Origin of the sequence: Streptomyces ambofaciens ATCC 23877 (assembly GCF_001267885.1) — a bacterium.
Classification (GTDB): domain Bacteria; phylum Actinomycetota; class Actinomycetes; order Streptomycetales; family Streptomycetaceae; genus Streptomyces; species Streptomyces ambofaciens.
This window is the reverse complement of record NZ_CP012382.1, coordinates 8,203,106-8,215,495: the sequence shown is the minus strand read 5'-3', so window position 1 is coordinate 8,215,495 and position 12,390 is coordinate 8,203,106. Positions and strand designations below refer to the sequence as shown.

The following is a 12,390-nucleotide window of genomic DNA, read 5'->3' as shown; positions in this document are numbered from 1 at the left end:
CCGTCCTTCCGACCCCCGTGGCGAAAGGACGGCCCTGGCGTCTGCGGTGGCCGCCTGGTCAGTACAGCTTGTTGACGGCCGTGGTCGTGGTCTTCTTGAAGGCGGTCACGGGCGCGTTGTGGAAGTCGCCCATCTGGCCCCACTTCACGACGGTGACGGTCCTGCCGTCCCGTCCGACCGACAGCAGGGCGATGTCGGTGGCGCCCCAGGTCGTCTCGGTGTGCAGGCCGCGGACGCGGGCGCCTTCCTCGACCGGCAGCTTGCCGTAGTCCCGGCTCTCGGCCTCGACGTCGGGCGTGGTCTCCTCGATGCGGTCGGCGCAGGTGCGGACCAGGTCGTCGTAGTGCTTCGCCAACGCCTTGGCCTGGGCGGCCGTGCCCGTGACGACGGTCAACTGCACGGCGGTGGTGTCCAGGTCGGTCCAGAACTCCCGGTGCCGGTAGTCGTAGGAGGGCACGCCCTCCGTGCTCACGCAGAGGCCGAGTCCCTCCGGGAATCCCTCGGTGACCGGGCCGGCGGTCCAGGACGACGTCGGGTGCGGCGGCAGCTGGGAGGCCGACAGGAACGTGGGCGCGGCCGCCTTCGGCGCGGCGCCGGCGGCCGGTGCCGTGAGGACCGTGCCCGCCGCGAGGGCGGCGACGGCCAGTGCGGTGCAAGCGCTCGTTCGGATGCGCAAGGACATGAGAGTTCCCCCGTGGGTGAGTGCGTGGTGGTGGATGCCGCGGCGAGGCCGGCTGGTCGGCCCGGGCCTGGCCGGTGCGGTACCAAGAGCATCAGCGGTCACAGCGGCCGGGCGCAACAGCCGGCGGCCGATCGGGCACGGTGGAACCATCCCAGCCCCTGTGACGTGCAGGTACATGGGGTGCCTGGGATACCGTCCCGGGGCCGGGCGGGGGCGTACGAGGACCAGGGGGGCCTGTGTCGGCACAGGACGACGGCAGCGGCGTCGACGAGGTGGCCACGTTCGCGGCGCTGCTGCGGGCGCTGAAGGAGCGCACGGACCGCAGTTACGGCTCGCTGGCCCGCCGTCTGGGCATGAACACCTCGACACTGCACCGCTACTGCGCGGGTGACGCGGTGCCGCTCGACTTCGCTCCCGTGGAACGCTTCGCGGCCCTGTGCGGGGCGACCGCGGAGCAGCGTCTGGAACTTCACCGCCGTTGGCTGCTGGCCGTGGCGGTCCGCAGCCGGCCTCGTAGAGCGGGGGCGGCGGGGAGTGCGCCCAAGGCCGCGGCGGCGACGGAGACGGAGACGGCCGTGAACGCCGCGGCGGACGGACCGGACACCGCGGTGGAGGGCAGCACCGGGCCGGACACGGCAGGACCGAAGGGCGACGGCGGCCCGTTGGCCGCCCCGGACACCCACGGCGGCCCGGTCGTCGCCCCGGCGACGACGGCGATGACGGCCGGCGGCCATCCGGCCGGCGGCCGTCCGGTCGGCGAGGCGGACCCTGTGCCCGGTGTGCCCGCGCCGCCGCGCCGGGCCTGGTACCGCCGTAGACGTCCGGTGGCCGGGCTGGCCTGCGTCTGTGCCGTGCTCGCGACGCTCGGGGCCCTGTCCGCGCTGCCCGACGGGCGGCGGGCGTCCGCCGACGGTCCGGCCCGGGCCGATGCCGGTCCCAGCACGTCCGGTCCGGCGCCCTCCGGCAGGGCGCAGGCCCGTGTGCCTGAGCGACGGGGCGCCTCGCCCGGCCCGAGCGGCACCCCCGCCTCCGAGCGGCCGTCGGGCTCCGCCACCCCCAAGGAGAAGCCGGGCACCTCTCGGCCGCCCGGTGCGACCTCCGTTGCGCCCCGCGGCGAGGAGTCCGCCGGGCTGCCGCTCGCCTGGTCCGTCGACTCCCAGGCCTGGGAGCTCGGCTGCGGTCACGACTACGTCATCGCCAAGCCGCCGGGCCAGGTCCCCCCGCCCCCCGCCCCGCAGGACGCGGCGCCCTGGGCGGCGACGCAGAGCGCGGTGCACGGCGGCGAGACGCTCGTGCGGCTGTCGGTGCAGGGGCGCAGCGACACGGCCGTCGTGCTGGAGGCGCTGCGCGTGCGCGTGGTCGGCCGTACGGCACCGGCCGAGGGCAACGCCTACGCCATGGACCAGGGTTGTGGCGGCGCGGTCACTCCGCGGTACTTCGACGTGGACCTGGACAAGGACCGACCCATCGCCCGCGCGGTCGCCGGAAACGACACCGGCACGCCGATCCCGGCCGTGCGGATGCCCTACCGCGTCTCGGCCAAGGACCCCGAGGTGCTGCTGGTCACGGCCAAGACCAGCTCGTGCGACTGCCGCTGGTACCTGGAGCTGGACTGGTCCTCCCAGGGCCGCCGGGGCACCGTGCGCATCGACGACGACGGCCGCCCGTTCCGCACCAGCGCCATCGCCGGTCTGCCCCGGTACCTGTACGACACCCTGGAACGCCGGTGGGGGCCCTACAGCTGAGGACGGGCACGTGGGGGGCCACGTGCGCCCGGTCGCCTGCCAGGGACCCGAACGTACGCGTCAAGGGTGACGGCCGCCCCTTTGGCCGGTCAGGGCCCCTTTCACACTGTCAGACTGCCGCAGACAAGGGCTCTGGCGGGGCGTGGATCGGGTAAGACGGGGTGGGCGTGACCAAGCACGGTGCCATCGAGCATGCCGCTTCGAGCGGAACGGGGCCGGGCCTGGAGGACCGCGGTGTTCCGCGTGCACGCGCGGATCCGCAGGAGCGGCCGGGCGCACCGCAGTACGGTGACGGGCTCGGCGGGCAGCGGCAGGACGGTCGACCGGTGCGCGGGGTGCCGCGGCACGTGGCCTGCGTGATGGACGGCAACGGCCGCTGGGCGCAGCGGCGTTCGCTTCCCCGCACCGACGGGCACCGAGCCGCGGAGACCACGGTCATCGACACCATCGAGGCGGCCCGGGCCGCCGGAGTCGAGTGGCTGAGCCTGTATGCCTTCTCCACCGAGAACTGGAACCGTCCCGGCCCTGAGGTCGCGTTCCTGATGCGTCTGGTGCGCCGGGTCGTGCGCAAGCATGCGCCGTTGCTGCTGGCCCGTGGCATCCGCTGCCGTTTCCTGGGGGCCGCCGACCCGCGCATCCCCCGCGAACTGGCCCGGGACTTCGAGGACCTGACGACGCTGACCGCCGGCAATCGGGGGATGACGCTGACCGTCGCCTTCGACCATGGGGGGCGCCGCGACATCGTGGAGGCCGCACGGTCGCTGATCCGCGGCGGGACGGCCGCCGAGGAGGTGACCGAGCAGCTGTTCGCGGACCACCTGCCCTTCCCCGACACCCCCGACGTGGATCTGGTCATCCGCACCTCCGGCGAGCAGCGCATCTCCAACTTCATGCTCTGGCAGGTCGCCTACGCCGAGTGGGTCTTCCCCGAGGTGCTCTGGCCGGACTTCCGGGCCTCGGACTTCCTCGCCTGCCTGCATACCTACCGGTGCCGTGACCGCCGCTTCGGCGGCGTGCCGGCCGCGACGAACGGAGACCGTTCCTGATGAGCGACACCACGACAGCGACCGGCGAGGTACCCCTGTTCGGGCCGGAATCCCAGTTCGGTTCCTTCTTCGACGACCCGCGCTGGGCCCTGGCCATGATCCGCGCCACTGTGCTGGAGGCCGCGCACCCGCAGATCGGCGCCGCCCTCGTCGACAACTCCACCTTCGTCGCCCACCCCTGGCGCCGGCTGCGCAACACCTTCCTGAGCATGCGGCGGATGTTCGGCGCGGACGCGTCGGTCCGTGAACGGGAGGCCGCCCGGCTCAACCGGCTGCACGCCCGGATGAGCGGCTCCGACTCCCGCGGCCGCGCCTACGACGCGATGGACCGGTCCGCCCGGGCCTGGGTGGTCGCCACGCTCTTCGAGAGCGCGGTCACCATGTGCCGGCTAAGCGGCCAGCCGCTCGGCCAGGACACGATGGAGCGGATGTACGCCGAGTACCGCGCCTTCCTCGCCGCGCTCGACGGCGACGCCACCGCGCTTCCTGAGGAACTGGGCGACTTCTGGCGGTACTTCGACGAGGTCGTCGAGAACGAGCTGGAGAACACCGAAGCGGCCCGCGTCATCCTCTACCGGCTCTTCGACCACCTGCCCGCCCCGGCGCTGCTGGACGGTGCACCGGCCCTGTGGGCGGCCGGCCGCACCGTCGCCGGTCCGCTGCTGGGGGCGATCACCGTCGCCTCGCTTCCCGAGCCGTACCGGCGCCGGGCCGGTCTGCCGGAGATGCCCGGCGCCGCGGCCCTCATGCAGGGGGCCTACCTGGCCACCGGGCTCGCCCGCTTCCTGCCACAGGGCTGGATCAACGCCGAGAGCATCATCGAGGTCCTCTCCCTCTCTCCCGACAGCGACGACCCCCGCGCCCGGACCGTGACCGCGCTGCGCTCCCGTATGCGGCGCGCGGCGGCCCTGCTCCGTCTCCTGTCGCCGCTGAGCGACGACCCCGGCCCCGAGCCGGGCCCGGCAGCCTCCGTTCCGGGCTCGGAAGAGGGCCGGCGTTCGGCGGAGGACTTCTTCCGTAAGGTGCTGGACCAGACGGGCGACGGCCACCTCGACTGGCCGGACCTCGCCGCCATGGCCCGCGAACTGGCCACCCGCCTCGACCTGGACGAGCCCGAGGAGACCCGTCTCTACGACGCCTTCGCCGCCTGGTGGCGCGAGCTGCAGGCCGCCCTCGACACGGACGGCGACGGCCGCGTCAGCGCCGGCGAGTACGCCGCCGCCGTCCCCTCACTCGCCGGGCCGGCCCTCATCCGCGCCGCCGAGGTCCTCTTCGACGTCACCGACAAGGACGGCAGCGGAACCATCGACGCCGACGAGTACCGGGCCCTCTTCCGCACCGCCTTCCACCGCGACCTGGCCACCACCGACGGCACCTGCAGCCGCAGCGCCTTCGTGGGCGACTTCCTGTCCTTCATGTCGGGACGCCGCACGAGCACCCCGTACGACCCCCTGCTCGCCGACGCCTGACACGCGTGCCCAAGGGAGACGGGGGGCGGGCGCATGCAGCCGTTGCTCCGCCGGATGGACGTTTCCACTCCGGGGTGCCCACCGGGTACGGTGACCCGCCCCGAGCGGGACTGCTGCGTTCACGGTCGGGTGCCGTCGATGTGCTCGAGCAGGGTCCTGGCTTCGGCGGTGCGGCGGTGGTCGGGGCCGAAGGAGGCCAGGCAGGCATCGTGGGCGGCTGCGGCCCGGCCCCGGGCTTCGGGGGTGCGGTGCAGTCCCAGCAGGGCGGTGGCGAGGGCGACTTCGACGGCGCCCGTATCGGGGTGCCGCTGGTCTGCGGGCAGGGCGCGGTACAGCTCGCCGGCGCCCTGCGCCTCGGTGAGGGCGTCTTCGCAGCGGGCCTGGCCGTTGAGGCTGCGCGCCAGGCCCAGACGCAGGACCAGGGGCAACCGGTCACGTTCGCGATGGGCGGCCAGGGCCTGACGGGCGAGTGTCTCGGCCTCCTGGTGACGTTCCTGCGCGTTGAGGGCGAAGACGAGCCCGTTGCGGGCGGCCCCCGCCAGGCGTGCCATGTCCGGGCCGGTGCCGCGGCCCGCCATCTCGGCGACGGCCGCACACTCCGCTTCGCACTCGGCGTGCCGGCCGAGTGCGGTCATCGCCTGGGCGCGGTCCGAGCGCAGCTTCAGGGTCAGAAAGTGATCGGCTCCGAAGATCCTGCTGGAGACGGGCAGCGCTTCGTCGTAGGTGTCGAGTGCCTCGGCGTGGCGGCCCTGGGCGCCCGTCGCGATCGCGGCGATGTTCAGCGCTGCGGCGGCGTACTCGTCGTCCTGCGGCCGCGACCGGGCCACGGCGCGGGCTTCGGCCTCCGCCTCTGCGTAACGCCCGGCTTCGTAGAGGGCTTTGGCCTCTGCCAAGGGCGTTCCCGTCATACGTCGGGCGGCGCTTCCGCTTCCGCTTCGGCTTCGGCTTCGGCTTCGGCTGCGCGGCCGGAAGAATCTCATGACCGGGAGTTCAGGCATTCGAGGGCCGAGCGGAGGGTTCGGCGGATGCTGTTCGCGCCCTTGTCCGAGGGGAGATCACCTAAGGTACTGCGGCATGACGCTGCAACTGGTTCAGGTGAACTTCAAGGCGGGGGACGACTCGGCGCTCGGCCGTTTCTGGGCGCAGGCGCTCGGCTGGGGGGTGTCCAGCGAAGGACCCGGCGTCACCAACCTGGAACCCGTGGGCTTCGACTGGCCGGACCCCTCCGCCGTCTGTGTCGATCTCGTACGCGTCCCGGATCCGCAGACGGTGAAGTGCCGCGTGCACCTCGAGCTCGCCACCGCCTCCGATGCCCACCGGGCGGACATGGTCGAACGTCTCCAGGAGCTCGGGGCGACGCCCGCCGAGGGGGGCCGGGGTGACGCGCGGGGGACGGTGCTGGCCGATCCGGAAGGCAACGTGTTCACGGTCCTGGAGCCTCGGGACCTCTACCGGGACACCGGGCCGATAGCCGCCGTGGTCGTCGAGTGCGCCGATCCGCGGGCCATGGTCGGGTTCTGGGGCGAGGCGCTCGACTGGACCGTCCACGAGCTGAGCGACGACCGCGCCCTGCTGCGCTCCGTCAAGGGCGTCGGACCGTACCTGGAGTTCCGCCGCGTGCCCGACGGCGAGGCCGTGTGGACCCGCGTCCATCTCGACGTGATGTCCGACCCCGTCGAGGACCAGGCGAGGGAGACCGCCCGGCTCGAAGGGCTCGGCGCGGTACGGGCCGACGTGGGTCAGGGCGACGTGCCCTGGGTCGTCCTGGCCGACCCGGAGGGCAACGAGTTCTGCGTTCTGGGCCGGGGCTGACCGGCGCGGAAGCCCCGTCCGTTCCGCTCCTGCGAAGACGGTGCGGCGCGGCTCTCGCCGGTTCCGGCAGGCGGTGTCATCCGCCGACCCTGCCGGCCGTGATCTGCCGGCCGCGGGTGGCGTCGACCACGATGGGGATGCCGTCGGGGATGTGCCCTTCAAGATTGCTGAGCAGCCCTTCGACCGGGGGCAGGTCGCCGGGGCTGCGTACGTGGATGTACAGGGTCCGGGACTGTGCGTCGACGCTGGTGACCATCGCGCCGGGGGTGTGCGTGAGCCACCGCTCGGCGGCGCTCTTGGCTCTGAGGGTCCAGGTGTTGAGCAGCACGGTGGCGACCGTGTGGGCGCCCAGGGGGAGCATGACGGCCGTGAAGAGCAGCCCGAGCATGACGTGGGCGCGGCGTGGCCGCCGCAGGACGCGCCGTCCGGCGGGGCGGGTGTATCCGAGGGCGGTGAAGACGACCATGCCGGCGAAGACGAGGGCGAAGAGGTTGGACGAGAAGAGGACCAGCGCGCCCAGCGCCGGCCACCACGCCCCCTGGCCGGCGCAGACGCCGGTGACCACGAGGGGCGGTACGAGGGAGATCGCGATGGCCACTCCGGGCAGGACCGCGGCGACATCCTTGCGGGCCAGTGCCACGGCGCCGGCGAAGCCCGTGGCCAGGGCGGAGATCAGGTCCAGTAGGCCCGGGGAGGTCCGGCCGGAGATCTGGCTGTTGGTCAGCAGGTCGTAGGACTGGGGCACGACCAGTGAGGCCACTGCCCCGACCAGGATCACCAGCAGGCATCCGAGGGTCACGAAGGCGGCGGCGGTGGTGCGGCGGCGTTGTACGGCACCGAGGGCGATTCCCATGATGGGGGTGGACAGCGGTGCGATGATCATCGCGCCGATGACGGTGGCGGTGGAGTCCGTCAGGATGCCGCCCGCCGCGATCACGGCGGACAGCGTGAGCATGGTCCAGAAGGCCGACTGCTTCGAGCGGCTGTCCCCCGACGAGAGGTCGAGGTCCTGCTGGAGGTCGTCCAGAGAGCGGCGTTGGCGGTCGGGCAGAACCTTGGCACGGAGTTGGCCGGGCATGTGGGTCAGTATCGTGACCGGGGCCGTCCCCTCCGGGCAGGAACACGACCCGCGTGAACGTCACGTCGGCCATCAGGGCGCGCGGCCGGCCCGGTGGAACTCAGCACTCGGGTACGCCGCCCGCTCCCGTCCCGCGATCGTGCGGCGGGCACCGCCTGCGCCGCACCGCAGGTCTCGCCCGCCCTCGTCGCGGCGATGCTGAAGACCGAGAGCGACTTCGATCCGCACCTGAGCGATCCCGCCGCGGACGAGTACGGCATCGCCCGCTGGACCTCCCGCGTGCTGCGGTACTACCTCCCGCCGGGCCGGCAGGACCGTGGCCCGCGGCCCCCGCTCGACGCCGGGACGTCCCGGCACCGCCCGCGTCCGTGACACCGGCGCGGACGGTGGCCGCCTCCTGCGGGAGGCAGTTCTCAACGTCCCAGGTCAGTCGGTCCGCTGCTCCCGTCTAGGCTTCTGTCCCGGGCCGGCCCGTCGGCCGGCCGGGGAGCAGGGGGATGACGGTTCGATGAGCAGCACCACCGAGGTGTTCCAGCCGCTTCAGGCGGGTGACCCCGCTGTCGTGGCCGACTACCGGCTCGTGGCCCGGCTCGGCGCGGGGGGCATGGGCCGGGTGTACCTGTCGCACACCCAGGGCGGCCGCCCGGTGGCGATCAAGGTGGTGCGGCCGGAGCTCGCCGACGATCCGGGCTTCCGGCGGCGTTTCCGCAGGGAGGTGGAGGCCGCCCGCCGGGTCAGGGGCGCCTACACCGCGGAACTCGTCGACGCCGACACCGACGGCGTACCGCCCTGGCTCGCCACGCTGTACGTGCCCGGGCCGTCCCTGACGGCGGCCGTTGCCCGGCGGGGCCCGCTGCCGGTGTCCGCCGTGCTGTGGTTGATGGCCGGCGTGGCCGAGGCGCTCGAGGCGATCCACGGCGTGGGGGTGGTGCACCGGGACCTCAAGCCATCCAACGTGCTGCTGGCCGCTGACGGGCCGCGGGTGATCGACTTCGGTATCTCGGTCGCCGCCGACCTCTCCTCGCACACCGCTACCGGCGCAACGGTCGGCACGCCGCACTTCATGGCGCCCGAGCAGGCGACCGCCGGTGAGGTGTCCCCGGCGACCGACGTCTTCGCCCTGGCCCAGACGGCGGCCTTCGCGGCGCTGGGCGAACCGTTGTACGGGGAGGGCATAGCGCCGGTCGTGCTGTACCGGATCGTGCACGAGGAACCCGATCTGTCCCGGTTGCCGGAGCCGTTGCGTCCGCTGTTCGCCCGGTGTCTGGCGCCCGATCCGCGGGAGCGGGCCACGCCGGCGGAGGTCGTCGAGTGGTGCCGGGAGCGTCTTGGAGCGGACGCCGACGCGGGCGCCGGGCCGGCCGTGTGGCGCGAGGTCACGGGACCCGAGGCGAGTGTTCCGGACCCGGTGGGCACTCCCGTGGATCCGTCGACGGCGGCCTCGACGCTGTTGCTCGGGCCCGCCCGGCGCCGGGTGCCGCGCGGACGGCGAGCCGCGCTGATCGCGGGTGGGGCCGTGGCGGCGGGCGCTCTGGTGCTGACGGGTTGGACGTGGTTCGCCGGTGACCGGTTCGGCCTCGGCGAGCGGGCCGCGGACAACTCCCCTTCGGCTCCCGCACCGACGCATTCCGCCCGGTCCACGGCGTCACCGTCGAGCACTCCGCAGGCCGTTGGCGCCTCCCCCGGGCCGTCGCGGTCCGCCCCGGACGCCTCCGCGTCCTCGGGAACGGAGGTGCTGTCCCCCGCGTTGCTGTACGAGACGAACTCCCTGAGCCTGGACGAACCGAAGCTCCGCACCGACCGTGCGGGCGACATCCGTCTGAACTGCGAGGACGACGACGCCTGCGCGCTGGAGAGCGACACCAGCCTGTTCGTGCAGCTGTTCAACGGCAAGGCCGCCTCCCTCGACGTCTGCCGCCACCTCCTCAGCGGCGCCACCAGTCCCGAGTACCGCACCTGGTCCCTCGCGGCGGCCGAGGAGGGCACCCAGCTCTGTGTCGGGAACGACTCGGGCGACGTCGGAGCGCTCAGGATCCAGGTCAAGCAGACGGCCCTGCGCGAGGAGGCCTTCCTGCAACTGGGCATGACCGTCTGGGAGAAGAAGGCCTGAGGGGTGGGGCGGCGGGCCCGCGCACGCGGTGACGGGCGCGCAGCCGGCGGACCGCCGAGCAGGTCGCGGCGCCTGCGTGGGGGCGTCCCCGCGGGAGCAGCCGGACTCCGCGCGCATCGTGCTCCCCGGGCCGGGGGCCGGGGGCCGGGGATCACTGCGGGAGGCTTTCCCTCAGAGCGCCGCTTCCGAGTTGCCGCCGGGAGCACGGTGCCGTGTCCGGTCCCGAGGGCGTGGTCAGTTTCGCCCCTGCCGCACAGGGCGGCCCCGGTGTGGCGCGTCGGGGCCGCCCTCCGGCCTGCGGGTCAGCTCTGCTGCCGGCTCTGCTTCATCACTTCGTTCGTCATGTCGGCGACCTGGCCGGCCGGCGGTGCCTGTGCCTCGACCTCGGTGCCGAAGTCGGAGTAGTTCATCACCATGGTCATCTTGATCTGCTGCGGTGCGGCGCTGTTCTCCGCCTTGGCGCCGGCGGAGGGCGCGCCCTTGACGCTCATGTCGAGCTGCTGGCGCCGCAGCCGTCCGTCGCCGTCGAGCCAGACCTGCATCGGCAGCGTCGGGCCGACCTGCCGGCGCAGCTGGTCGCCGCCCGGCAGCTCGGCGACGTCCACCGACACCTTGTAGTGGGTGGTGTCGACGCCGTCGATCTTCTCCTGGCCGACCTTGGTGACGTCCTGGTCGGTGATGGCCTTGGCGTAGGCGGCCGACTGGGCCGGGTCACCGATCTGCCCGGCGTTCACGCCCAGTGCCTGCGCGGCCTTCTTCAGGTCGATCTTCATCCAGGTCTTGCCGCCCGGGGCCTTCTGCCCCGGCACCTTCTGATAGAGGACCTGGTCGACCACGCGCTGCTCGATGCTCTTGCCCTGGGCGGTCACGGTCATGACGCTGTCGCCCTCTTGGAAGTCGAGCGCCCCCTTGCCGTCGGTGGTGATCGACTCCTGCGGCGCGGAGAGCTTCATGTTGATCGTCATTTTGGCCGTCTCCGCCTCGGCCGTCCTGTCGTAGGCGGCCCGCACCTGCGTGGTGCCCTGCTCCTGCGCCCCCGCATCGCCGCTCGCGCTCGCGCTTCCGCTCGATGCCGTACCGGCCTTCTGCGACTTCGGCTCCTCGTCACCGCCGCAGCCCGTCAGTACGGCACTCGCCATGACGGCGGCCACGCCGATCGCGCTCGCCTTCATCCCCCTGCTCGGCATGTGAACTCCCCATCTCCTCAACGGCTTGCGGCCACTGCGGCCCTGCGGCTTTCTGCCGTCCCGAATGCCCCGGGGCAGGCGGAACACACGCTGGCCGGTGCGGAGTTGACGCGGTGCGCCCTCCGCCGCGCGGGTGCGGGCGGGCGGGTTCAGCCGCCGTGCGGGGGCCGGTCGCCGGGCGCGAGCCGGGGGGCGAAGGGCCCGTGCAGGGCTGCCCAGTGCAGGAGCAGGAGGGTTTTTCCGTCGGTGATGCGTCCGTCGGTGGTCATGGCGAGGGCCTCGGTGAAGGGGAGTTCGAGTACCTCGATGTCCTCGCCCTCCTCCTCCACTCCCCCGCCGGCGGCGAGGCGGTCGGCCGGGGTGTAGGGGGCGGCGAAGAAGTGCAGGCGCTCGGTGACCGAGCCCGGGCTCATGTAGGCGTCGAGGACGTGGGTGAGCGGGCCGAGCCTGACGCCGAGTTCCTCGGCGCTCTCGCGGCGGATCGCGGTGGCCGGGTCGTCCGCGTCGAGCAGTCCGGCCGCCGCCTCGACGAGCATGCCGTCGGGGTGGCCGTTGACGTAGGCCGGGTAGCGGAACTGACGGGTGAGCAGGACGCGGCCGCGGTCGGTGTCGTAGGGCAGGACGACGGCGCCGTTGCCGCGGTCGTAGGTCTCGCGCTGCTGGGTCTCCCATCGTCCGTCGCGGCGCCGGTAGTCGAAGGTGGTGCGGCGCAGGACGTGCCAGCCCTGCGAGGTGAGCTCGACGTCGCGTATCCGCACGCGGGGGTTGCGCTCGAGGCCGCGTCCGGCGAGGTGGAGACCGGTGCGCCCGCGGTGGTCGGGGATGTCGACACCCGGGCGGCTTGTCACGCGGCCGCCTGCGGGGTGCGGCGGGGAAGGTCGGCGGCGTCGTGGTAGACGGGCAGGCCGCGCCGGCGGGCGGTGGCGACGTCCTGGTCAGCGCCGGCGGAGTCACCCGGCAGGCGCAGCACGGCGTCGCAGTGGGCGAGCAGCCGGTCGGCTGCCGGGTAGAGGACCTGGTCGGCGAGGGGGTCGGTGGGGCCGGCACCGGCGGAGCGCAGGACGGGCAGGGCGATCCACTCGCCGATCACGGGGAGGTGGCCGGCCGCGAAGACGGGCCAGGCGGCGGCTTCGAGGCGGGCGAGGTTGGCGGCCATGGCCTGCGGGTCGCCGCCGGTGCCGGAGCGGTACGGGCCGGCGATCAGGATGAGCAGGGGCTTGTCGTTCATGACCGCTAAGATACATGCAGGATCGTGCAACAA

The 12,390-nt window shown here is 73.4% G+C and carries 12 protein-coding genes; 6 read left to right on the top strand and 6 right to left on the bottom strand.

What is annotated here, in order from left to right; all coding sequences use genetic code 11:
- Positions 1-58: 58 nt before the first annotated feature.
- Positions 59-682 carry a hypothetical protein gene (locus tag SAM23877_RS35710; RefSeq protein ID WP_053125745.1) on the bottom strand — a complete coding sequence of 208 codons (624 nt, stop codon included), beginning with the start codon at positions 680-682 and terminating at the stop codon, positions 59-61.
- A gap of 236 nt (positions 683-918) precedes the next feature.
- Here SAM23877_RS35710 and SAM23877_RS35705 point away from each other — a divergent pair, with 236 nt between their 5' ends.
- The 3 genes from SAM23877_RS35705 (at position 919) to SAM23877_RS35695 (ending at position 4,942) form a co-directional block, all read left to right on the top strand.
- Positions 919-2,427: a helix-turn-helix domain-containing protein gene (locus SAM23877_RS35705; protein ID WP_053125747.1), complete on the top strand. Its 1,509-nt coding sequence runs from the start codon at positions 919-921 to the stop codon at positions 2,425-2,427.
- Positions 2,428-2,753: 326 nt separating this feature from the next.
- Positions 2,754-3,473, top strand: a complete 720-nt coding sequence (gene uppS, locus SAM23877_RS35700; RefSeq protein WP_053141984.1) for a polyprenyl diphosphate synthase — start codon at positions 2,754-2,756, stop codon at positions 3,471-3,473.
- Positions 3,473-4,942 carry an oxygenase MpaB family protein gene (locus tag SAM23877_RS35695; RefSeq protein ID WP_053125749.1) on the top strand — a complete coding sequence of 490 codons (1,470 nt, stop codon included), beginning with the start codon at positions 3,473-3,475 and terminating at the stop codon, positions 4,940-4,942. The genes uppS and SAM23877_RS35695 overlap by 1 nt, the downstream gene beginning before the upstream one ends.
- 119 nt (positions 4,943-5,061) lie before the next feature.
- Here the strand turns inward: SAM23877_RS35695 and SAM23877_RS35690 are convergent, their stop codons facing one another.
- Positions 5,062-5,835 carry a tetratricopeptide repeat protein gene (locus tag SAM23877_RS35690; RefSeq protein ID WP_244902877.1) on the bottom strand — a complete coding sequence of 258 codons (774 nt, stop codon included), beginning with the start codon at positions 5,833-5,835 and terminating at the stop codon, positions 5,062-5,064.
- 181 nt (positions 5,836-6,016) lie between these two features.
- Here SAM23877_RS35690 and SAM23877_RS35685 point away from each other — a divergent pair, with 181 nt between their 5' ends.
- Positions 6,017-6,754: a VOC family protein gene (locus SAM23877_RS35685; protein WP_053125752.1), complete on the top strand. Its 738-nt coding sequence runs from the start codon at positions 6,017-6,019 to the stop codon at positions 6,752-6,754.
- A 76-nt stretch (positions 6,755-6,830) separates the two neighbouring features.
- Here SAM23877_RS35685 and SAM23877_RS35680 read toward each other — a convergent pair whose 3' ends face one another.
- Complete coding sequence (locus SAM23877_RS35680; protein ID WP_053125753.1) at positions 6,831-7,832, bottom strand: DUF389 domain-containing protein; 1,002 nt, start codon at positions 7,830-7,832, stop codon at positions 6,831-6,833.
- A 93-nt stretch (positions 7,833-7,925) separates the two neighbouring features.
- Here SAM23877_RS35680 and SAM23877_RS35675 point away from each other — a divergent pair, with 93 nt between their 5' ends.
- Complete coding sequence (locus SAM23877_RS35675; protein WP_053125755.1) at positions 7,926-8,204, top strand: hypothetical protein; 279 nt, start codon at positions 7,926-7,928, stop codon at positions 8,202-8,204.
- A gap of 136 nt (positions 8,205-8,340) precedes the next feature.
- Positions 8,341-9,942, top strand: a complete 1,602-nt coding sequence (locus tag SAM23877_RS35670; RefSeq protein ID WP_053125757.1) for a serine/threonine-protein kinase — start codon at positions 8,341-8,343, stop codon at positions 9,940-9,942.
- 302 nt (positions 9,943-10,244) lie between these two features.
- On the opposite strand, the gene SAM23877_RS35665 is transcribed toward SAM23877_RS35670, so the two are convergent.
- The 3 genes from SAM23877_RS35665 to SAM23877_RS35655 form a co-directional block, all read right to left on the bottom strand.
- Positions 10,245-11,129 (bottom strand): SCO4651 family lipoprotein, encoded by an 885-nt coding sequence (locus tag SAM23877_RS35665; protein ID WP_053125759.1) that lies wholly within the window; start codon positions 11,127-11,129, stop codon positions 10,245-10,247.
- A 149-nt stretch (positions 11,130-11,278) separates the two neighbouring features.
- Entirely contained in the window at positions 11,279-11,977 is a 699-nt protein-coding gene (locus tag SAM23877_RS35660) for an NUDIX domain-containing protein (RefSeq protein ID WP_053125761.1), read from the bottom strand.
- Entirely contained in the window at positions 11,974-12,357 is a 384-nt protein-coding gene (locus SAM23877_RS35655) for an NUDIX hydrolase (protein ID WP_053125764.1), read from the bottom strand. The genes SAM23877_RS35660 and SAM23877_RS35655 overlap by 4 nt, the downstream gene beginning before the upstream one ends.
- Positions 12,358-12,390 lie beyond the last annotated feature (33 nt).